Raw genomic sequence first — 21,778 nt, 5'->3', positions numbered from 1 at the left:
ATCGGTTCCTGGTTCTGAGGACTCATATCTTCCCCGGATGGGCAACAAAAAGACCAAGCGCACTCGGGCTTGGTCTTCTCTGATCGGGTATCATTACCCTTGGCCGTCCGCCTGACGGAAGCGCTGCGCGATGGTATCCAGTTGTGTCGAGATGTTATGCAGCAGTTCCACATAGTTCTTCATCATCGATTCCGCCTGCTGGAAGTCCGCGAAGAACTTCTGCTGCGTCATCCCTTCCCATTGTCCCTGAAGCCCGTTGATCGTGGCTTTCAGCTTCTGGACTTGAGCCTGGCTCTCAGCTCCGCCCTGCTTGAAGGTATTGGATGCTTGCTGGAGTGTCTCCGGTGAGACCAAAATTTTTGCCATGGTGTCATCCTCCTGCGACAATATGTAGTAAATGTGGGGATTATATCCGTTTCTATCGTACTATATCCAAAGCAGGAATACAATGGATTTAGACTTATTTTTAATTGACATTAGGTCAATAAATAGAAGTTGAATTAGGAAAATATATGGAATTCAACAGAAATAAAAGTAATTAAATGTAAATTAATGCAGGTTGGACTTCCTTTTCCTAGGTCTTCTTACTTACTGGTGAAGTGGCGGTACATGGCATACCAGATGAGCAGGGGTACCAGCAGCATCAGCGCATAAAAGACCTCTTTCAGGAAGAGCAGATATACGACTCCACCCGCCATACAAACCATAACGGTGATCATAAAATACTTGGAGGCAGCCAGGAGGAACGTGTAGATGGCTCCAATGGCAGCAGCGACCCCGATCAAAAACTTCCCGAAACCTGATTCAAAAAAATCTCCATCGGATTTTTTGGACATCTTCAACCCGCCTTTGCCGCTATAAGTCCAATCCTTGTATTTGAGCCCTGAAGAGGGCATCCGACAGCTTCGAAACCGTGAAGCCATTCCCCTGCCCATTCGGATACAGCAGCCACTGGGTCTGTTCGGACTCGATGACAATCAGACCGCGGTCTGCCCGGAGCTCGTGCGTCTCCCCCTCCTCCAGCTTCATGACGCTGTAGATGGAAGCCGCATGCTGCGCATCCTCCAGGAAGCGGTCTGCCAGCTCGGTGGTGAATCCACCCGACACGAGGGCTTCCCTGCTTTCTGCTGCCTGCTCTGAGGTCAGGCCCGCCAAGTTATTCACCAACCTAGCAGGAAGTTCAGCGAGGGGGCCGCCGTTCTCCGCATCGCCCTTGATCCTTAAGCCCAGCAGAGACATCCCTTCTTCCGCAAGGCCTTCACGGCTCCCCATATCCTTGAACGTATGAACAATCCCGTCCAAGCTCTGATAAGAGACATAGGAGCTTCCTTTGCGGTGCAGATGTCCGGTATAAGAGGTCTGCAGCCCGGTATCCACACGTTGGAAGAACAGCGTACCCTCCGGAGCGCCCGTGACATCCAAGGCCTCCTTGAGCGTGGAAGCGATACACAGCTTCTCCCCATCCCCGGCCATCAGCAGCAGGTCGCGAACCAGAAGTGAATGGGATGCGGTAACGAAGATGTTCTCTACTTCTTTGGGTGTGAGCTCCTCATATGCGATCCCGAGCATTAATTTTGATTCCTCGTCGCGATCATTCAGGTGAAGAAGCAGAGCTAATTCCTCTAAAGACACTTTTATCGTAGATGCACTCATGTATCCGAAACCACCCCTGCGCACGGGGCAGTCTTGTCCTCCTCCTGTTATGTACGTTACAAGCCAAGCAGGCCCTTTAGCTTTTGGACCCCGGACTTAAACCGTTCCCTGGGCACCAGGTTCTCGATGGTTTCGCTAACTACAGCTCCCCCCAAGGAAGAACCGATGATGGCGCCCGCGATGCCGCCTACCGCCGTACCAATCGGCGGAAGGACGAAGGAGCCCAAGAATGCGCCCGCTTGGGCCCCGCCGACCGCTCCCGCATACGAAGCGCCCACCGTGGCGGCCACTTTGGTGGTGGAATAGGCAACGTCCGTCGCGACATGCCCTGCAGCTTCCAGGCCGTCGTACTTGGCGATATCGCTTTGGATTGACGAAACCAGCGGCTTAACTTCACCGACCGATGTCAGAGCGACACCGACCAAACCGAACGGCTTGAGCTGCCCGCGGATATGCTTCGCCATATTCGTTGCTTTAATGCTGCTGCCAGGCAGCGTGTGATCGATATTACCCAGCTTGGCCGCCATCTTTTGTGGCGTATTGACACTCTTCACCGGAAGCAGCTTGCTCCAGACTTCCGCTACTTTTCCGTTCTTCACCCAATCTCTCACGGCTATGTCCACCAGGTCGGCCCGCTTGGCATTGGCGGATACCTTCAGCGCACTCGCGACAAACCCAAGCTTGCCTGCCGTGGACAGGCCCGAAATTATGGCTTTCTTTAACAATTCGGAGGAAGAGTCTTCCTTTTTGTCCGTATCTGCAAATCTTTGGCTGATTTGTTTGAGGTCGCCTTCAATCTTCTGCAGCGTCTCCAGATACCGGTTCATGATCTGGCTGGCCCGTTGGAAGGATTGGTAGAACTCCTCCCGGGTCACGCCGCTCCACTGCGATTCCAGCCGGCCGATCGCCCCGCGCATGCGGGCGATCGAAGTCTGGCTCTGATGCTGGGCCTGCTGGAACTGCAGGGCGACCTGCCCGAGCTGTTCGGGACTGACTCGAATTCTCAAAGCTGATCCTCCTTTAGCTCATGCGGCCTGTCATAGGGCCGACCGATTCAGTAATACGTCTCACCCACTCCTCAGGACCCGCTCCCCCGGTAAAAGGAAGGGCTCCCTTGAACGGGGCATGCCTGCGCCGGACATAGAACCCTTCCCCCGAAGGAAGGGATTTGCCGGTTTCGGCGTACGGCAGCTTGAGGTTGAACAGATTCAGATCCGCACTCTCCGTCGTACCGAGGAGGAATCCGGTCTGTGCGCTCTTAACTGGGCCGGTCCAGCTGTCGAAGCAGTTCCCGATCTCCGCCGGGATGCAGCCGAAGAGGATGTAGACGCCAAGTCCCCTGGCCTGCTTCAGAATCCACTCCAGGTGGCCCTGCAGCTCATACGACATGCCGATCTGCCGGGCCACGGCCTCTCCATCGTCGATCGCCAGCACGATCGCCGGGAAGCTTGCGCCCACGGCTCCGTCCCCTTCCGACTGCAGGAGGAATTTGCGGCGCTCGAGCTCTTCCCGGAGGGGTCCGAGCAGCGTCAGCAGGCTGTCCTCGTCGACCGCGCAGCCGGTGACGTGGGGAAGCTGCCTCAGCGCATACAGGCCGCTCGGGGTGCGTCGGAAGTCCGCCAGCACGAGCTGCAGCGCCTCCGGCCGATTGGCTCCCGCCAAAGCAAGCACCCAGGAGCTGAGCAGCGCGGTTTTGCCGCCTTCCATGCGGGAGCCGACCACGAAGACCGGCCCGTCGCGCAGATCCGGGCAGAACAGCGTCAGCTCCTCGGTCTCGAGGCCCACCGGAACGCGCAGCACCGCTTCCTTGGCCCCCGGCCGGTCTGCGGCACCGCCGTCCGCCGCCCCCCCGTACTCTCCGTCCAGCAGAGCACCCAGGGAAACGATCTCCGGCAGCACCGGAATCCGGAAGGCCCGCGGGCCGTTCCAGGCTTCGCTCATCCGCTTCACGGTCTCCCGGATCGCCCGGGTGCGCTCGAATTCGTCGGCCCCGCCTGCCGGCAGGGCGATCTGTCCTTCCAGCGGAGGCACCGCTCCCTTCAGGAGACCGCGCCCTTCAGGCGCCTGGCTGAGCGGCCGCACCGGCCGTCCCACGGCAAAGTAATAGTCGCTCGGGTCCGCCAGCTCGAAGCTGAAGGCTAGCGGGAAGTTGCTCCGGATCTTATCGAACATGTCCGATACCCGGTTCGCCGTCACCACGAAGTAGAGCCCGAGGCTGGCCCCTTCCCGCAGGAGAGCCTCCCAGCGGTCATGCTCGTCCGGATAGGAGTCCTTGAAGCTGAGGTACCCGTCCATGACGGTGAACAGGGCCGGCATCGCGCTGCCCGTCACCTTTCGGTACGTCTCGAGCGACTTAACGCCCGCTTCCGAGAAGAGCTGCTTGCGCTGATCGAGCTGCCCGGCGAGGAACCGGAACAGGCGGCGGACCTTCTCCGCCTCCTCCTGCTGGATGACCGCACCGGTATGCGGCAGCGGGTCGAAGTCCTTCAGCATCCGCCCGAAGTCCAGCACATAGAACTGGACATCCTCCGGATGGTGCTCGGACGCCAGCCCCAGGAGCAGGGTCTGCAGCATCGTAGTCTTGCCGGTTCCCGGCATGCCATAGATGAGCAGATGCCCCTCCTCGAGCGGAAAGCACAGCGGACGCTGGACCTGGTTCGCCAGGTCGTCGATCAGGCCGAGGGCCGGCTGCAGCCAGCCTTCCGCCGGCTGCCAGCCGGCGCCGTTCCAGCCGGAAGACCCGTCGCGCAGGTCCCCGAGGAACAGCTCCGCCGGAAGCGGCGGCGTCCACGGCCCCGGCAGGGGCTCGATGCCTTCGGCCCGGGCGGTCTCGGCCAGGTAGTCGATGAACACCTGCAGCTGCTTGCGTTCATCGAGCCGGTCCCCGGCCCTCGAGGCGGCCGCCGGTGCTGCACAGCGGTGGCGTGTACCGTTCAGCGCAACCGTGTAAGCTTCCGCCTCCACGGCGGCGGCTGCCGCTTCCGGCCGGTATGGGGCGCCGCTCCAGGCGAACTGCACGAGCTCGAAGACCTCGTTGCTGCCCACCTGGAAGTAGCCCCGGCCCGGGTTGCTGATCCGTGCCGCATCCGGCACACGGAGCATGTCCCGGCTGTCCGCCTCGTCCTGCACGCGCAGGCAGATCCGGAAGCGGGCGTTGCTCCAGATTTTGTCGTCGACCACGCCTGCCGGCTTCTGGGTCGCCAGGATCAGGTGAACGCCCAGCGTCCGGCCGATCGCCGCAATCGAGATGAGCTCGCTCATGAAGTCCGGCTGCTCTTTCTTCAGCTCCGCGAACTCGTCGATCACGATAACGAGATGCGGCAGAGGTTCCTTGTCCCGGTAAGGGGACCGGTAATACTCGTCAATATGCTGCAGGTTGCCCGCCGCATTCAGAATCCGCTGCCGGCGCGCCAGCTCCGCTTTGAGCGACACCTGCGCCCGGTCCATCACGCCCTTCCCCTCCAGATTCGTGATCGAGGCGATGAGATGCGGAAGGAGGGCGAAGGTGTTCGACATCCCGCCGCCCTTATAGTCGATGAGCATGAACGCCAGTTCATGCGGGTGGAACTGCAGAGCCAGGGAAGCGATCAGCGACTGGATCACTTCACTTTTGCCCGACCCCGTCGTTCCCGCGATGAGGCCGTGCGGCCCGTGGCCCCGGCGCTCGATCTTATCGTGAATATTGAGCTGCACTGGTTTGCCGCCGGCCCGCACGCCTACCGTAACCGGCAGCGTGTCCGGGTACCGGTTCTTGGACCAGTGGGCCGCAGCCGACAGCTCGCCCGTCTCCCGCACGCCGAACATGTCGTACAGCGTCAGCACCCTTGGCAGCTCCCCGGCCGCCGACTTGCGCAGACGGTAAGGGGCCAGCAGCCGGGCCGCCTCGTCGGCCTGCTCCAGCGTGATGCGGTCGGGGATAAAATAACGTTCCCGGCCCGTCACGCCGCTCTGGCCGGAAGCGGTCTCCAGCAGCCTGCCTTCGCCCAGGGTGACCTCCAGAATCATGCCGCATTCCTTCGGCAGGGTCTCCCGGCGGTCCGAGAGAATGAACGTGCAGGCGGACAGCGCCTCCGCTTCCCGCAGGAGCAGATGCACAAGCGGCTCGTCCTCCATCGGCCGGATGTCGCTGAGAAAGAACACCCAGGCCGGCAGCTTCATCTCCGCCTCCCGTCCGGGGGAGGATGCAAGCTTGCGGGGGTGCAGCACATGATACAGGGCGTCCAGGGCCTGACGGGTCGTGCTCATATCCTTGGCGAGATAGCGCGTTTTGCGATCGTCATCCCAGGTATGGGGCAGCCAGCGCATCCACTCCCAGCGCCGGGCCTCTTCCTCCCCGAAGAAAGCGCCGACCTTCACTTCGTCGGGCGCATGATGGGCGGCCAGCTGCAGAGCCAGCACGCGTACCATGTTCTCGGCCGCCTGCCGGTCCCCGACGATTCCGATGACCTTCGACTCGAAGACGGGCAGCTGTACGGGCACATGGGAGACCGTCCGGTAGTCGTCGTCGAGCTTCTGGGACGCTTCGATCAGCGGCTCCTTCTCGTAGCCGTCCTGCTCCGGGGCTTTGATCCGGATGCAGAACGGCTGGTCTCCCACCCCAAGGCGCAGGTGCAGGAAGTCCTCCTCCTGCGGCGAACGGTTCCAGACCTCTCCGCTCCACTCCCGGATGCGGCGCACGCATTCCTCCGGGGGAGGATCGGTGTCCAGCATGACTGATTTTTGCAGCTCGCGCACCTTCTCCAGCTCCTTGCGGTGGCTCTCCAGCTGGGCTTCGTATTTGGACTCCCGCTCCGCCTTCTCCCTCTTGTACTCCCGCTTGTTCGAGAGATGCGTGAGGAACGGCACGAGATAAGATACGGCCATCGTCGACATCGAGATGAGCTGCACGACCAGGTAAGAGCTGTTCTGGTTCGGATTCAGCATCACCAGCAGCAGGACGCTGGCCGCCGTCATGCCCGCAGGCAGCAGCATGGAGATCAGCGACAGCTTGGGAGGGGCAGGCGGCGCCGGAGGGCGGTGCACTTCCACCGTCCCGTATGGAATTCCTTTTTTGATCCGTGGCGACCGCTGAAAATACTGGGGTCTCTGCATAGAAGTACCTCCACATGATGTTGCGTTGCTTGGGACCTTGGAGGTCCGCGGTTACAGCCCGAGGCTCAGGAAAAAAGCGGCTTCCAGCCTGCGACCGGCAGCCCGGAGGAATCCTCCTGCCCGGCTTCGGCCTTCTCCGGCCCGGACGTGTCCTCCGGGGCTGCAGGCGTCAGGCTGATGCGGAGGAAGGCCCCGTCCCGGATGTCCTCGTCACTCAAAGTGCGCCCCGGCGAGAGTATCCTCCAGGCTTCGCCCGGCTGGCTTGCTTCCAGAAGCAGCCGCTCCCCACCGGTTACAGCCGTACCCGCCGCCTCCGCCAGAAGAGGAAGCAGCCGGCCCACCGGCACGTCGTCGGGAACCTCCACATCCACCTCCTGACGATCCATACTCAGCGTCATAATACGGTTCATGATGATGCCTCCTCTTCGTGATCCGGCGGCGGCTCCATCTGCCACTGCATCTGAAAAAATAACTGATCATCGTCCGCCGGAAGCTCCTCTCCGTCCCGGGCAGCACACCATGGATCCGGACCCTCCGGCGGCAGAGTCGTAACCCCGTCGCAAAAAGCAGCCCATCCGTCGGTATAGACGGTGAGGCCGCTCCTCGCAGCCGGCAGTTCGGTGATAAGCACAGCCGGACGGCCTCCGACGGCTCCCCGGCGGGTAGACCACCGCTGCTCCGTGAAGCCTGTCAGCGAAGACTCCCACTGCCCGTCAGCCGCTGCAAACCGTATCCGGATGTCCCCCATGCGGCCCAGCACCAGTCTTCCCGCAGGATAGGCCGTACAAGGAAAGTCCACCCTGCCGAAGACGAACATCGCCTCGCTTCCGAGCCGGCGCTTGTCCTCAAGCACCTCCCGCAGCAGGCCGGCAGCCGAATTCGGCAGCGGATGACTGCGCACGGCTTCGCCGGCGGTGTGCGTCAGGTCTGCAAGAAGCCGTTCGAGGCTAAGGCGGACCTGCGGTTCCCCGGCCTTGGCGGGAATGCCGCTCGCGCACCACTCCAGGAGCGCATCTCCGAGCAGCCGGGCGGCCAGCCCGCCGAAGAAGGACAGGCTGACCCCGTCGCAGATGCAGAAGGAGGCGCCGGTCTCATCCGCACGAAGGACCAGATCATCCTGGCTCGGCTCCCCCGCAAGCCGGCTTTCGTCCGCACGGCGGGCCGCAAAACGGTATAAGGCGGGACCGACCACCACCGTGGTCAGAGGGACATCCTCCGCCGGATCCAAACGATATTCGTATGTATTCATCAGCGCACCGGCGTGGCGGAAGACATCTGGAATCCGAGCCCCACCAGCTCCGCGCTGCTGCCCGGCAGCATCATATACGATCCGGCGGCCAGCGGATAACCGGAATCGTGGAGAAGCTCCAGATAGCTCTCCGGAATCCGCGAGGACATGCGTCTCAGCCGTACGGCCGTCTCGTCCAGGAACGGCGTATCGTCCTGAATGCCGCCCCAGCTGCGGACATCCCCGACCGGCTCGGCCAGCAGATGCTCCGAGATAAAAATATTCTCTACAAGCACGGCCCCGTCGGGAACCGTCATGTCCATAATCCGGCGGACCACCGGCTCGGGATCGGCCCCTGTCGGCGTGCCGTCCGTTATATGGCACACGAGCGGAGCGGGACAGCCGTCCAGACCCGGCAGCTCGGCCAGCAGAAGCTTCTCGGCATAAGCGAACGCTTCGGCGGTCTCCGTCAGCCGCTGGGGGACAAGGTCCGGTATGCCTTTGCGGGCCACTTCATCGATCGGCCTGATCCCTCCCAACAGATCGTAGACCGCATCGCTGTAGGCAATGAGCGCCACCCGGTACCGCGGGGAGAGCCTGCCTCCCTTCGTCGAGCGGAATACCATCTGCTTCAGCGACGCCGTCAGCGAATCCAGCGCGATATCGAGCCTCCGCCTGCCTCCCATGGGCAGCGTCATGGAACGGCTGATGTCGAGCAGGTAAAGAATCAGGGCCGGTGTTTTCTCTGTTGCCTGTATACGATAGCTCATAGACCCTCCGGTTCGGGACGAAACGTTTCAATGCGCCTTACTCCGCCTGATGTTGAAACCACTGCGGCAGGCTTAGGGATCAAGTACGTCGGGAATGGCCGTTGTGTTTCAGGATTTGGCCTACAACGATCCGTCCGTCCCAATTTGAAATATTTGGATATGTATTATTGCCTATATGGAATAACATTACATGGGATTAAAAGACTACTTTTCCAGCTTACCGCTTGATTTTACAATTCATCCATTGGAAATTCAATCACTCTGCCGGCGTGCAGCACCGAATTGAGTCTCAAGTCCTGCCTCTTCCTTCCTGCGGGAGGCCGCATTCCAGCGTTCCATCATGACCGCATGAAGCTCATCCAAAGGCATCTGGACACCGGTCTGCGGAATATTGACGGCAGCCTCCACCAAGCCCCGGTTCATCCGCAGCAGGATTCTTTTGAACGGAGTCTGCTTCGCCAAAAAGGCCTCCGGATCGTGCAGCTCGAGTCCGATGAAACGCTGGCCCATCAGCTCATAGACGGTCATATCCTTGATCTGCTCCCAGCGGATTCTCCCTCCCCCCGTGTAAGAGGAATGGTCCACGATCCCCTCTGCGTTGATCATCAGTGACGGCCTTCTTCGAAGCAGCCTGTACAGCAAATACAACAGCGCCCCGCCGAAGAACAGCACCCCGGCCGCTCCCACGACCACCAATTCCAGGTCTTCCTCCTCCTGTCCCCAAGCGAACAATCCCGCTCCCCCGGCCACGAATATGGCAGCGCCTATGGACAGCCCGGCCAGTTTGAGCGTACTCGGGTACTCTACGATCTCTTTGTCCTCTATCTGCATGCAGCTTCTCCTCTCTTCGGGCCTTGTCCCCCGGTTAAGCGGCCCTGTACCCCAGGCGGGCCACCCGCCCCTTCCCCTACCCGGAAACAGTTGGATAACAGTGTATCATTCCGGAGGGAAGAGCGGCAATACCTTACTTCGGAGGTCAGCTTTGAACAGGGGCAGGAAAAAGCAGGGGCTGGGGGCATGAAATGCCATGCGGGTAAAGATACTATAAGAAAACCTAATTGGGGGAGGAATCTTATCTCATGACCAAATCTACGGAGCGCATCGAAGCCCTGCGGAAGCTGGCCGTTCCCTTGAAAGAAAAGGCCGCCCTGGACGATCTCGTGAAAGCGGCATCCAGCGCCCGCTGTGTGCTGCTCGGCGAAGCCTCGCACGGGACCTCGGAGTTCTACACGCTGCGGGCCGAGCTGACCAAGCGCCTGATCACCGAGCACGGCTGCCGCATCATCGCCGTCGAAGGAGACTGGCCCTCCTGCTTCAGCGTCAACCGGTATATCAAAGGCCTTCCCGGGGCGGCAGGCAGTGCCGCCGAGGCCCTGGCCGCCTTCGACCGGTGGCCGGAGTGGATGTGGGCGAACCATGAGATCGGCGATCTGGTCGAGTGGCTCAAAGCACACAACGCCTCGCTTCCCCCCGAGCGCCAAGTCGGGTTCTACGGGCTCGACGTCTATTCCCTCTGGGAATCGATGGACGAGATTCTGCAGTATCTGGAGCGTACCGGCTCCCCGAACGTGGAGGAAGCCCGCGCGGCGTTCGAATGCTTCGAGCCCTTCGGCGGCGAAGGCCAATCCTACGGGATCTCGGCTTCCCTCTTCGGGGAAGGCTGCGAAGACGAAGTCGTGGCCCTGCTCGCCAAGCTGCGGACCGAGCGTACCCGCTCGGAGGACCCGCAGGAAGAAGCACTGGATGCCGAGATCAACGCCCTCGTGGCCGTCGACGGCGAGCGGTATTACCGTGCGATGATCACCCACGACGCGGAGTCCTGGAACATCCGGGACCGGCACATGACCGAGGTGCTGCACCGCATTCTGAACTTCCATGGCCCCGATGCCAAGGCGGTGGTCTGGGAGCATAACACGCACATCGGCGACGCCCGGGCAACCGACATGTTCACCGACGGCATGGTCAACGTCGGCCAGCTCGCCCGCGAGCAGATGGCGCCAGGGGAAGTGTACGCCATCGGCTTCGGCACCCACCGCGGCAAAGTGATGGCCGGCACCAGCTGGGGATCGCCGGCCCAGGTGATGGACGTGCCGCAGGGCATCAGCGGGTCGTGGGAAGACCTGCTGCACCATGCCGTCGGCGAGGACTGCGTCCTACTGCTGAAGGACGCGCCGGCCGTGCTGCGCGAGACCATCGGCCACCGGGCCATCGGCGTCGTGTACCGCCCCACGCACGAGCGCGGCAACTATGTGCCGAGCCGGCTGCCGGACCGCTACGACGCGTTCGTGCACGTGGAGGTCTCGCAGGCGGTGCGTCCGCTGGCGGGCGAGCCGGTATTCGCCTGAGCCGCGGGAATCTGCGGCATCGTCCGTTGTAGGCCGTTCCCGGACACGATGAGACGGCACCGGCTCGGTGCATGGGACGCCGGCCTGAGTGCCGTCCCCCCGCTGCTGGACTTTTGCAGGCAGATTGGATGGGATGATGGGATTGGTCTGGGGAATGGCGGGGCTTGACCCCGTTTCCCGCTTCCCTTACGCTGAGAGAAAGACACGGCTCAGAAAGGGGACACGTGAACCTATGCTGAACAGAGAACGGGAAGAGCGGCGCCGGCACGGCCACCAGGGGGAACAGGAAGCGGCGGAACGGCCGATCATTCCCCTGCCGAAGGAAACGCTGGAGGACCGCGACGTGATTCTGCACGCCCAGCTGGAACAGCACCGGCTGGCCAATGAAGCGTACGAGGAGTTCGTGAAGAACGGCGGACTGGAGAAGCTCCCCGGCTTCGGCAAACCGATTGAGGTGCCGACCGGCGACATTCTGGCCTCCATCATGAAGCAGGCCCGGGTGCAGCCGCCATTCATGATGCTTCGTACGGAGATCCGCAAGAACATGGAGCTCGCGATGGAGCTGCTGAAGCAGGACCCCGGCAGCCCCGAGATCGACGCAGCCCTGGACGATGCCAACAAGCAGATCACGGAGCTCAATTACCAGGCGCCCAGCCTCAGCCTCCACCGGCGAAAGCTGACCCGCGAGAACCTGCAGGAGCAGTATGAACGCTGGTACAGGTAACCCCGTGTTAAAAAGCGATCTCCCCGCTCTGCTGCCTCCAATAGCACGGAAAATCCGCGTTCGGCACGGGAAATTGCGGCGAAGGGCAGGCTTACGTGCACGGTTGCACGGATTTTCCGTGTTAAAAAGCGATCTCCCCGCTCTGCTGCTTCGATAGCACGGAAAATCCGCGTTCGGCACGGCACATCGCGGCGAAGGGCAGGTTTACGGGCCGGGCTGCACGGATTTTCCGTGTTAAAAAGCGACCGCCCCGCCCCGCTGCTTCGATAGCACGGAAAATCCGTGTTCGGCTCGGGAAAATGCGATCCAGGACAGCCATCCGGCCGTTCCTGCACAATTCAACCAGCAAAAAACAAACAGCCGGGCAGTGGATTCATCCATGCCCGGCCGTTTGTTTATTCACAGCAGTTCATTTATTTGCTTGGTTATTGTCCGCTCCCCAGCTGAAGCAGCCGCTTCATCATTACGGCAGCCTGCGCACGGGTGGCGGAGCCCTGCGGATCAAAGGTATCCGCTGCGGTTCCCTGGATCAGGCCGGCTTCCAATGCAGCCGCTGCGGCAGCCTCAGCCCAGGAAGAGATGCTTCCCTGGTCTTTGAACTGCTTCAGGGCGTGACCAGCTCCTGCCTGCTCCCCTGCGGCTTCCCGCAGGTACACATTGGCACGCCAGATCAGCACGGCCATCTGCTCCCGGGTGATCAGGGCATCAGGAGCAAACCGGTTATCCGCTACTCCCTGGAGAAGCCCTGCTTCCGCCGCTCTTCTTACATCAGCCGCATACCAGGCTTCCTCCGGAACATCGCTGAACCCTTGGTAGCCTACGGTCGCGACCGCCTTCAGATCCAGCGCCCGGACGAGCAGCGCTGCGAACTCCGCACGGCTAACCGAGTGATCCGGATGGAACGCTCCCGGAGCCGCTCCGCTGACGAGCAGCCGGCGGGCCATCCAGCCAACATCGGAAGACGCCCAGTGATCTTTCATATCGTCAAATGGATCAGCGTAAGCCATGACCGCGTACGTACCGGAGGCATCCGCCTCGATGGCCGACCTGCTGCCCGATACCTGACGCTGCTTCCATACGAAGGCCCACTTGGCATCTGCCGGGTCAAACCGGTAAACCGCCTCCTGCCCGCTTCCCTGCACCGGCAGTTCCACCATCACAGGATGACCAAAGGTCAGGAGGGAAGCCTTCTGATCCTGGATCATCTCCAACTTGACGGACACCGCTTGCCCGGAAGGCTTCAGTGCATCGCTCTGAAGGGCTGCTGCTTCATAAGCAGCCGTCTGCTCGGCCGCCGAAGCGGCACCCATCGAGAAGCTCAGATGGGCACCCGCCGGCAGCTGCACCGAGGCCAGCAGAGCGGATGGGATGGATGCCTGCAGGCGTGTCGTCTTGAAGAGTACGCCGGCCTGGCTCTCCGTCAGCTTCGCAAGCGTGTCTGCCGAGAGCTGCAGCATGAATTCGTCTGCCTGCTCCTTCACTTCGATGAGCAGCTGCTTTTGTCCGTCCGTCCCCGTCTGCAGGGCGGATGCAATCGCATCGCTCCGCCGCAGCGTGACGCGAATCCCTTTACCGCCGCTCGCGCCGGTAAAGGCTTCTTGCTGCGTCAGCGCCGGCTTGGCTGGAGGCACCGATCCGCCGCCGGAGGAGTCCGAACCGCCGCCGCTGTTATCTCCGCCGCTGCCCGAATCCGTCTTCCGGCTCACCGCAACCTTGTACGTCCGCTTCGTTACACCGTCCTCGGCGGTGACCACGACTTCGATCTGGCCTCCCGCCGGGATGGCCACGGTCTTCGCCGTGCCGCTTACCGCGGCTTCCCCGGCGATGGTAATGCTCTTCGCCTTCGAATCTTGGGCTGTCGCTGCAATCTGCAGCTCCGTCACATTCGCCGCAACTTCAACGTCATACGTCTCCACCGCCGGTTCAAACACCGGCGACAGGGTGCCCGGCGTGACCGTCAGCGCCGACAAGGACGCCTCGGTTCCCAGCGGATCGGTTGTCCCGCGAACCACCTCAACGCTGTACTCCCGCACGGTGGTTCCGTCCGCTGCCGTGACCCGGACCGCGATGATGCCGGTATCCGGGATGCGTACCGTTTTACGCACTCCGCTTGCCGCTATCGTTCCGTCGATCACTAGCTGCGCCGACGCATCGGCCAGGGATGCCGTCAGGTTGACCGTTTCGGCTGCCGAAGGAACCTCGACTTTGTAAGACCGGACCGATGGATCAAATGCCGGTGCCAGAGCACCTTCCTCTACGGCAAGGGAAGCGAGGGCCGCATTGCTGGACTCCCCGGCAGCACTCACTACCTTCAGCGTCTTCGGCACCGCCGCGTTACCCGCCGTATCCGAGACCGCTCCAGCCAGGATGCCGAGCTGGGCTTCCGTTCCCGGAGCCAGAGACTCGCTCAAGGTGAGCACCACCGTTTGTTCGTAATCCCCATCAACGGCCGTGAGCTCTCCTTCCGGATTCGGCTTCAACGCTCTTACGGCAGATACGATGCTGTCACTGCTGCCGTTCAGCGTGAACTTCGCAGCATCCACCGTGCTGCTGAGCTTCTCGTTGAACTTGACGCGGAGGATGGAGCCTTCGCCTTCCGCATTCACTTCATCTCCTGCGGCGGTCGGCCCCTCTTCGTCGCGCGTCCCTACTTCGAACGTACCCGAGTGTCCTTCGGCCATCCATACCCCTGCGTAGCTCTGGAAGGCGGCGTTCACCTTCACACTGTAGCCGGTTCCAGGCGTCAGCGATGTCTTGGACGTGAAACGGAGAATCCTCGAGAGATCCGCACCTTCAGCGTCCGCCGGATTATCGGCCGGTTCCACGAAGGCAGCACTGCCTTCCAGCGGGCTGCCGTCCGGACCTGTCACGGTTACGGCTTGTGCGGCTGCCGCTGCATCCGTCACTTTGACATACTTGGTCAGCTCTACATCCACATAACTGCCGGCCGCCGCAGTCACACCGGTGACCGATTGAACCTTAGGTGCTTCATAGGATACGAGCCCGGCATTCACTTCGGTATGCGGAGGCGGGACATCCAGCTCGGCACTCGACTGGGTCTCGTAGCCGTCCTTCTCCCAGACTACCTTCCACTTGCCCTCCGGAACGTCCCAGCCGTATTTGCCCTGATCGTCCGTGTCGTGCGGGTTCACCTGCTCATACGGGCCTGCATCCCAGACCACCCATTCCTTGCTGGCCGGCTCCTGGTACAGAACCGTCGCCTTCACGCTGCTCAGGCGGTTGGCAGGCACAGCTTCGTACACATAACCGCTCGGGTCGTAGATCCAGCGCAGACGGGCAATTTTCTTGCGCTTGCGCTTCTTCTCTTCGTCTTCGTCGCGGCATTGGTTGTAGCCTGTTCCGATGGCGTCAATCTGCTCGTCAACATAGTTATCGATCTTGTCTTCAATGACGGCCGACGCACCTGCGGCTGCAATCGCCCCCGGTCCGGTAAGCCCCATGGCTCCCGTCCATGCGCCGAGTGCGACCTTGCTGATTTCGCCGCCCACTACAGCAACCAGCGCTTTGCCTGCCTGCTTGACGGTGGTCGGCAGCTCCTGGATGCAGTCCATTCCGCTGACTTCCACTTTGTAGGCAATTTTGTTGATTTTCTCGGCGAATTCCATGCTGTCTTCGTACTGCTTCTTGATTTTGTAGACGGTCCCGGCATCTTCGCCGCCTTCGCCGTACTGCACGTACGTTTCGACCGAAACGTCCGCGAGTGTACCGAAGTCGGGCCCTTCATCTGCAGCCAGGGCACGGACCTTGGCGGCCAGAGCGGACTTCAGACTTCCGGGCACGCCACTTGGGAACAGCAGCTTCATCGGCATATAGCCGGAGGAAACCGTCTTGAACCCATCGTCCGTTTCCGTTACGCTGACCGAACCGTTCAGCATCGGCAGGCCGGACCGCTGCGCAAGTTCAATTTCCTGCGGGGAAGCCGTATATTTGGCGTCCGGACTAATGCTGAGCTTCTCGGTAATCTTGAGGCCCGGCAGCTGAGGGAAGGTCAGCTCCACCGTACCTGCATACTTGCCGTCCTTGAGCTCGAATGGTGCTGTCACTTCTGCCGTAAAATCACGCATGGTCGGCGGAAGGGTCTCCCGGAGCTCATCCAGCGTCGGCTGCTTGTCGTCAAGTACGAACGGCTTCGGCTTCACGTCGTAATCCACATAGATCGCGCCAAGTGCGCCTTTATCCGTCGGAGTCAGAGCACGGAAGATGCCGCCTTCCCGAACCGCCTTCACCGGCTCCCCGGATTGGCCTTCGAGATAAATCTCAACATTCTCCACCTCATCCGGCTTATCGAACTTCAGCTCGAACTGGAACGGATTGCCCGGAACAACGGTATACGGCTGATTCGGAATGCCCTCGCGCAGATTCAGCGTCATCCACCGGCCCTCCGGCGCCTGCGCCATCGCAAGCTCAAGCAGCTGCGGCTTCACGTTGTCATAGTGAACATAAGAGACAGGGGACTGCAGCTTCACACCGTTCGAGTCCACCTCGGCCCGGATCGCGTGGACCCCGGGATCCCCAAGGTCCGGCAGCTCCTGAACCGCCATCAGCCAGAAGCCCGTATTCGATGCTGCGGCGCTTCCGAGCAGCAGCTTGCCGTCGTACACGTTGACCTGGCTGCCGGCCGGAGCAACCCCGCTGAGCTTGATGACCGGGGCACTGCTGTCCACCGGCTTGGAGACCCGCTCCGGTGCTTCGAGTGTGACCAGCGGGGCATCCAGCAGCACGCTGCCGATTGATTCCTCGATCTGCTCCACTCCCATCCTGGCCCGGATACGGGCCGACGATTTGGCCGAGCTCTTGTTGAATGCCGGGTCCACCTTCAGCTGGAAGCTGAGGGTGCCGGACTGCGTCTGCGCTACAGTGCCTACAGGCAGGATGAGCGTCTGTCCGTCGAGGACCGGGTCACCTGCCAGCTGGGCACCGCTGACCACAATGCGGCCGGCCGCATCCTTCACCGGCGTCGTTCCTTCCGGAATGTCGATGAGCAGCTTCGCTTCACTGGCGTCCACGCCGCTGCTGTTTTTATAGCCGGCCCGCATGGTAACCGTCCCCCCCGGAGCAATCCGGGAGCTCAGCGCATTATAGTAGTTGCCGTAATAGTTGGAGAAGAAGCTCTTGGAGCTGAAGGAGACGCTTCCCACCTGCAGAATCTGCCGGTCGGATACGGTAAACTGTACCGTGGCATATTCGTATTTCAAAGGACTGCCCGGCAGCGCCCCGTTCAGCTCCATGACATAGGTGCCTGCTTCCGGCACGTTAATGTTAAAGGAACCGTCCGCCTCAAAATCATTGTCCCCGAGATAGGACGCAGCCGAACGGTATCCCTGATCCTTCAGCTTGTAGAGTCCGCCGGAGACCCAGCGGTGGTGGGTCTGTGCCAGCTTCCCTTGAATGCGGGCCCCTTTCTCCTCCAGGAACAGCTTGGCGGTCGCATTGCCGTCCTGATCCAGTACCACATCCGTACAGCTGGTCATGTAGGACGGAACACTGCCCGTAACACATACCGACACGGTATCCCCAGGCAATCCGTAGAATTGATGGGCATTCTGGAAGTAACCGCTCATCCATCCGCGTTTCGATTCAATGCGCGTCAGGAAGGTCATTTCCTCCATATTGACCGGAGGACCGAAATCGGTATCCTCGAGATATTTCAGGCGGACCTCCGTATTCACTATACCCTTGCTCGGTTGCTTCACCGGCAGATCCAGCGTTGTTGTCCCGCCCTCCGTTACCAGGACCGTAACAGGTCCGTCTGTGCCGTACATATACGAAGTTTCAAAGACCTCGATCTTGGCTTCGCCCTCCAGCAGGGAAAGGCGGTAAGCCCCCTCCAGATTCGTTCGCGTACGGCGGACCACTGGCTGCCCTTTGAACGTTTGAGTCGAGGCGATATAGGCGTTACGGACCCCTTTGCCATCAGGTCCCTTGACGAATCCTTCCACAAGGCCCTCGCCCGGCGCTCTCAGCTTGATCACCTGCTCGTTGGCGCCCGGCTTGAGGATGACTTCCTGATTCGCAGGCTGCTCATACATCCGGTCACCGATATCCACCTTGGCCGTGACGGAATCGCCCGCCTTCATATAGTCGGTCCATGAGGTCCAGCCATCTCCGTAGGTGGAGGAGGCATCGATATAGCTTTGGCCTGGGCCGAACAGCTGCAGTCCTACGCCGCTAACCGGCTGCCCTGTCGGGTCCACCACCTGGAACCGGAGCTGGGCCGGCTGCTCGATGTTCATGCTGATCTTGCTGCGCTTGCCGCCTTCCACCTGCACCTGCTCCAGGCTGCCCCAGGTATGGCGCCCATCCGGGGAGCGCAGGGTGAAGCTGTGATCCTTGCCCGGGTAGAGTCCGTTCACCACATAGGCGTCCGAATTCGGCAGGAGCGCGATCTGCTGCCCATACTGGCGGCTGGTCGATGTCAGCAGACTGCCTGTCAGACTGGCGCCGCTCGGATTCGTGAAGCTGAGCTCCACGGCCCCCGCCACCTGCACCGGGAATCCGGCTGCCGGCTTCTCCAGCACCGTACCGGGCTTCGCAGGATCCGTCAGCTTGACGTTCAGCGATGTCAGCTGGCTGACGCCTTCCTCCATCTTCCACTGGGCCTTATAGGTGCCGGCTGCGCCCTCCGTGAGTGGGATCGATTCGGTACGTGTCTCCTGCTCCGTTTCATTTTTCCATGCCATATAAGTCAGTTCCGCGGATACCTGTTTGCCCGGTTCGCCGTAAGCGCTTAGGCCCACCATACTTCCGGGAAATGCCATATTATAGCGCATGTCTTCGACGTCCCACAGAACCCGCAGCTCGCCGGCAGGATTCTCTCCCCCGCCCGCACCCAGCTTGTAAGTCGGACCGCCGTAGCTCTCGCGGTAGGCCGAGTTCACCGCTTCCACCTGAAACTCAGGCTCGTATACCGGCAGCAGTCCCTCTGCGGTGAACGTATTGCTGCCCGTCCCCCGGTACTCCACATAACCGATGTTTTTCCCGTCCTGGTAGACGTGATACCCGAGAATGCCCGTTGCATCCACGGCATCCGGCCAGCTCAGCGTTACGCTGTCACCCGTCCGGTTCGACGGCTCCAGCTTGCTGCCTGCCGGCCATACCGGGGCCGTCCCCTTCTCTGCAATGAAGGTTCCCGGGAACGGAGTCCCTTCGCTTCCGCCGGTATAGGAGTAGAAATACTCCGAGAGATAGACAACGAGCTTGCCCCCATCTCCCACAATCGGAGACTGGCTCGGATTCAGGAGCCGGTAGGGTGCCTGGGGCACCGTCACCGGGTAGGCCGTCTGGGACGCTACCTCCGCGACATAAGCCTCCTCCGGAATATCGTTCTCGTCATCGTTATCATGGTCGTCGTCCGTATCCTCCACCCATACGTAGTCCAGATGGAAGCCCACGTAGCGGCCGTCCCTGCTGATGGAAGGGCTCATGCTGTCCCGGTTGAAGGGAATTCCGCCCTCCGCCAAGGAAACCCGCTGGGTCACTGCCGTATTGCGGTTGTATACAAAAATATCCTTCATTTCGTTGAAATCGCCGGATACCATATTCTCGGCCGTGGATTCATAGGCAATGACCGAGCCGTCGGCACTGATGGACGGCAGGGTGCTGTGTCCTTCGCCTGCGGCTCCGCCCACTCCGATGCTGACCAGCTGCGGCCTTGCATTGCTGTCTTCACGGTCGTATACATAAACATTGGTCTGACCGTATGTATCCTTTTCTACAAATTTCGAATCACTATGGAAAGCAATATAGCGTCCGTCCGCACTGATCGTCGGAGCTTCGCTGTCCCCGTAGTCGTATTCCCCCATCTCGGGAAACGCCGTAATCCGCTGGGTCGCTCCCGACTCCCGGTCATAGACGAAGACATCCCGCAGGTCGTCCGTATCCTCCGCCACGATGCCCGGAGCGTCGGAATCAAAGGCCACATAGCGGCCGTCCGCACTGATCGCTACCCGGTCCGTCCCCTCATGGGAGTCTGTGCTGCCTTCCACCGTCGTAATGGGCGTCAGGTTCCGGGTTTCCCTGTCGAACAGATAGACCTTCGTCTTTTCCTTCCAGTCCTCCGTATAGCTCATATAGGAAAAAGCCACATATCTGGCATCGCTGCTCATGTCAAAATAGATAACTTCATCGTTCTGCGAATGATTGGGAGGAGACTGGATATCGTCCATGGCCCCTGTCTTGCGGTCATAGACGGTAATGACCTTATTCACATGGGCAGGCTCCTCGGTGACAAGCTCAAAGCGTTTGAACCCAATATACCGCCCGTCTGCGCTCATCTTCAGAACCTGATCTTCCGGAAAATAGATCGACGGAATCTTGCTGCGGTCGACCTTCGTAAGCAGATTCCAAGACAGCGGTTCCCCGGCCGCTACCGGCTGTGGAACCAGAATCGGCTGCGGGGCCGGGGGAACCGGCGGGGGGACTGCGATGCCCCCTTCAGGTCCGTAGACCGCGTCCATGATGGTGTCCGCCGTAATTACGCTGGCGGGATCGAACTCCTCGGGCCCTACGGCCGCCGCTGCTCCCAGATCGCCAAGGACCATGGTCGTGGCCAGCAGCAGCGCGGTTCCCCTCTTCCATAGCTTGCTTCGTTTACGTTTCATCTGTGCATCTCCCGTCGCCTCAATACTCACGTATCAACCATTTACATGTGTATCAGTGTAAACGGGATGACTTCCTGTCGGGTAGTGACACCGGTAATTGAGATGGTCACTACTTTCATATGACCTAGGCCTAAAGGCCCTGCATGGTTACAGCAGAGGAACTCTTCCATCCTATGTCATATAAAAACCATCTCGCCCCATGTTCTGGTAATAATTTACCGTTCAAGGAATAATTATCTAATGCCAACCGAGATGCTGACGAAATATTCTTGAGAGGGGCCAGTTCATGATTCCCAAGGAATGCGAGTCTATTAACGTCAAGATTCAAGAATTGAATGCACAGAAAAAAGAATTACAAGCCGATTTACCGGGTTTGGCAGGTGCTCAGAAATGGGCCTTATTACAACAGATATCAGCCTTACAACACAAGATAACCACATTAAAGAACGAACTAAATAGCTGCATTTTGAGAGGTGGAGGTAAACTTCCTCTCAAGGCCACCTTTAATGCCGCCTTCACCCTGCGGACTTCCTATCCTTAAGCGAAAGGCCCTTTCTTTGGAAATACAGCGATCTCCGTTTTGTTTGATGCGACATGCACAATCATTCAAGTAACAAACTTTCCACCGTTCAAAACACCGCCTTTTCACACTCCCGTTGGGGACAATATAACAACCGTTACGATGTCCGGCGGGGGTATAGGTTCGTTCGACTCTGCCAATGGAAATATGAATTTACCCATCAAACTGTATTTAGATCAAAGTATTGATATCCCATTCTACACAGAAGACTCATCCATCCCATTTAACTTATCAACGGGGTCCGTAAAGTCTTCGCTTGGTAATTTGGCAGGATCGCCCCTTGACGCTCAAGGTCACATTAAACTTGTAGGCGCTTCCACATTCTCTGACGGAGTCTTGGATCATAGTATCGGGACCATAGAAATCAGCGGGCTCATTTCCCCTCACCCGTAAGTCTCCTACCTACGGAAAAATATCGATGTTCGGTTCGGTGTCGAGATGCCGGACAACCGGCATGGTCGTCTGAAGCCTCCACCCATCGTTCCATCCATCTGTGTGACTCTTGGATGCCTTCCGGGCCACCACATACGATGTTTTTCATCGCATGCTGGGCTGTGGAGTGTCAAGCCGGCGGTTAAGCGATGCTTTTCATCGTATAACCGCAGCGAATGCGGGAAAATGCCTTCCGGGACACCGCATACGATGTTTTGCATCGCATGCTGGGCTGTGGAGCGTCAGGCCGGCGGTTATGCGATGTTTTGCATCGTATGACCGCAGCGAATGCGGCAAATGACGTCCTGGGCCTCAGCATGTGATGTTTTTTATC

General features: G+C 60.1%; 13 protein-coding genes. 3 read left to right on the top strand and 10 right to left on the bottom strand.

The window, feature by feature from the left end:
• Positions 1-93: 93 nt before the first annotated feature.
• The 9 genes from PM3016_RS01880 to PM3016_RS01840 form a co-directional block, all read right to left on the bottom strand.
• Positions 94-366: a WXG100 family type VII secretion target gene (locus PM3016_RS01880; RefSeq protein ID WP_013914194.1), complete on the bottom strand. Its 273-nt coding sequence runs from the start codon at positions 364-366 to the stop codon at positions 94-96.
• A gap of 218 nt (positions 367-584) precedes the next feature.
• Positions 585-836 carry a hypothetical protein gene (locus PM3016_RS01875; RefSeq protein WP_013914193.1) on the bottom strand — a complete coding sequence of 84 codons (252 nt, stop codon included), beginning with the start codon at positions 834-836 and terminating at the stop codon, positions 585-587.
• A 19-nt stretch (positions 837-855) separates the two neighbouring features.
• The gene (locus tag PM3016_RS01870; protein WP_236628610.1) at positions 856-1,569 is read right to left on the bottom strand and encodes a hypothetical protein; all 714 of its coding nucleotides are present in this window, start codon (positions 1,567-1,569) and stop codon (positions 856-858) included.
• Positions 1,570-1,709: 140 nt separating this feature from the next.
• Positions 1,710-2,660 (bottom strand): WXG100 family type VII secretion target, encoded by a 951-nt coding sequence (locus tag PM3016_RS01865; RefSeq protein ID WP_013914191.1) that lies wholly within the window; start codon positions 2,658-2,660, stop codon positions 1,710-1,712.
• 13 nt (positions 2,661-2,673) lie between these two features.
• Positions 2,674-6,744 carry a type VII secretion protein EssC gene (gene essC / locus PM3016_RS01860; protein WP_014368243.1) on the bottom strand — a complete coding sequence of 1,357 codons (4,071 nt, stop codon included), beginning with the start codon at positions 6,742-6,744 and terminating at the stop codon, positions 2,674-2,676.
• Between the two features lie 65 nt (positions 6,745-6,809).
• Positions 6,810-7,154: an EsaB/YukD family protein gene (locus PM3016_RS01855; RefSeq protein WP_014368242.1), complete on the bottom strand. Its 345-nt coding sequence runs from the start codon at positions 7,152-7,154 to the stop codon at positions 6,810-6,812.
• On the bottom strand, positions 7,151-7,993 hold the full coding sequence (locus PM3016_RS01850; RefSeq protein ID WP_014368241.1) for a hypothetical protein: 843 nt from the start codon (positions 7,991-7,993) through the stop codon (positions 7,151-7,153). Before PM3016_RS01850 ends, PM3016_RS01855 begins: the two co-directional genes overlap by 4 nt.
• Entirely contained in the window at positions 7,993-8,742 is a 750-nt protein-coding gene (locus PM3016_RS01845; protein WP_014368240.1) for a vWA domain-containing protein, read from the bottom strand. Before PM3016_RS01845 ends, PM3016_RS01850 begins: the two co-directional genes overlap by 1 nt.
• A 252-nt stretch (positions 8,743-8,994) precedes the next feature.
• Positions 8,995-9,573 carry an STM3941 family protein gene (locus PM3016_RS01840; protein ID WP_014368239.1) on the bottom strand — a complete coding sequence of 193 codons (579 nt, stop codon included), beginning with the start codon at positions 9,571-9,573 and terminating at the stop codon, positions 8,995-8,997.
• A 248-nt stretch (positions 9,574-9,821) separates the two neighbouring features.
• Here PM3016_RS01840 and PM3016_RS01835 point away from each other — a divergent pair, with 248 nt between their 5' ends.
• Together PM3016_RS01835 and PM3016_RS01830 are read left to right on the top strand one after the other, a co-directional pair.
• Positions 9,822-11,087: an erythromycin esterase family protein gene (locus PM3016_RS01835; protein ID WP_014368238.1), complete on the top strand. Its 1,266-nt coding sequence runs from the start codon at positions 9,822-9,824 to the stop codon at positions 11,085-11,087.
• Positions 11,088-11,319: 232 nt separating this feature from the next.
• Entirely contained in the window at positions 11,320-11,811 is a 492-nt protein-coding gene (locus PM3016_RS01830) for a DnaJ family domain-containing protein (protein ID WP_014368237.1), read from the top strand.
• Between the two features lie 425 nt (positions 11,812-12,236).
• Here the strand turns inward: PM3016_RS01830 and PM3016_RS01820 are convergent, their stop codons facing one another.
• Positions 12,237-20,432 carry an S-layer homology domain-containing protein gene (locus PM3016_RS01820; RefSeq protein WP_014368236.1) on the bottom strand — a complete coding sequence of 2,732 codons (8,196 nt, stop codon included), beginning with the start codon at positions 20,430-20,432 and terminating at the stop codon, positions 12,237-12,239.
• 286 nt (positions 20,433-20,718) lie between these two features.
• Between PM3016_RS01820 and PM3016_RS01815 the strand changes: the two genes are divergently transcribed.
• Positions 20,719-20,973 carry a hypothetical protein gene (locus PM3016_RS01815; protein WP_041616462.1) on the top strand — a complete coding sequence of 85 codons (255 nt, stop codon included), beginning with the start codon at positions 20,719-20,721 and terminating at the stop codon, positions 20,971-20,973.
• Positions 20,974-21,778: the final 805 nt, after the last annotated feature.

It is taken from the genome of Paenibacillus mucilaginosus 3016, assembly GCF_000250655.1.
In the GTDB taxonomy this organism is placed as follows: Bacteria; Bacillota; Bacilli; order Paenibacillales; family NBRC-103111; genus Paenibacillus_G; species Paenibacillus_G mucilaginosus.
Note: the sequence above shows the minus strand (reverse complement) of the source record. Positions and strands in the feature narration are given on the sequence as shown.

Coding starts and splice junctions, on each gene's coding strand:
- PM3016_RS01840 (WP_014368239.1), bottom strand. CDS start 9,573: ATGCAGATAGAGGACAAAGAGATCGTAGAGTACCCGAGTACGCTCAAA.
- essC (WP_014368243.1), bottom strand. CDS start 6,744: ATGCAGAGACCCCAGTATTTTCAGCGGTCGCCACGGATCAAAAAAGGA.
- PM3016_RS01845 (WP_014368240.1), bottom strand. CDS start 8,742: ATGAGCTATCGTATACAGGCAACAGAGAAAACACCGGCCCTGATTCTT.
- PM3016_RS01880 (WP_013914194.1), bottom strand. CDS start 366: ATGGCAAAAATTTTGGTCTCACCGGAGACACTCCAGCAAGCATCCAAT.
- PM3016_RS01835 (WP_014368238.1), top strand. CDS start 9,822: ATGACCAAATCTACGGAGCGCATCGAAGCCCTGCGGAAGCTGGCCGTT.
- PM3016_RS01855 (WP_014368242.1), bottom strand. CDS start 7,154: ATGAACCGTATTATGACGCTGAGTATGGATCGTCAGGAGGTGGATGTG.
- PM3016_RS01820 (WP_014368236.1), bottom strand. CDS start 20,432: ATGAAACGTAAACGAAGCAAGCTATGGAAGAGGGGAACCGCGCTGCTG.
- PM3016_RS01850 (WP_014368241.1), bottom strand. CDS start 7,993: ATGAATACATACGAATATCGTTTGGATCCGGCGGAGGATGTCCCTCTG.
- PM3016_RS01815 (WP_041616462.1), top strand. CDS start 20,719: ATGATTCCCAAGGAATGCGAGTCTATTAACGTCAAGATTCAAGAATTG.
- PM3016_RS01875 (WP_013914193.1), bottom strand. CDS start 836: ATGTCCAAAAAATCCGATGGAGATTTTTTTGAATCAGGTTTCGGGAAG.
- PM3016_RS01830 (WP_014368237.1), top strand. CDS start 11,320: ATGCTGAACAGAGAACGGGAAGAGCGGCGCCGGCACGGCCACCAGGGG.
- PM3016_RS01870 (WP_236628610.1), bottom strand. CDS start 1,569: ATGCTCGGGATCGCATATGAGGAGCTCACACCCAAAGAAGTAGAGAAC.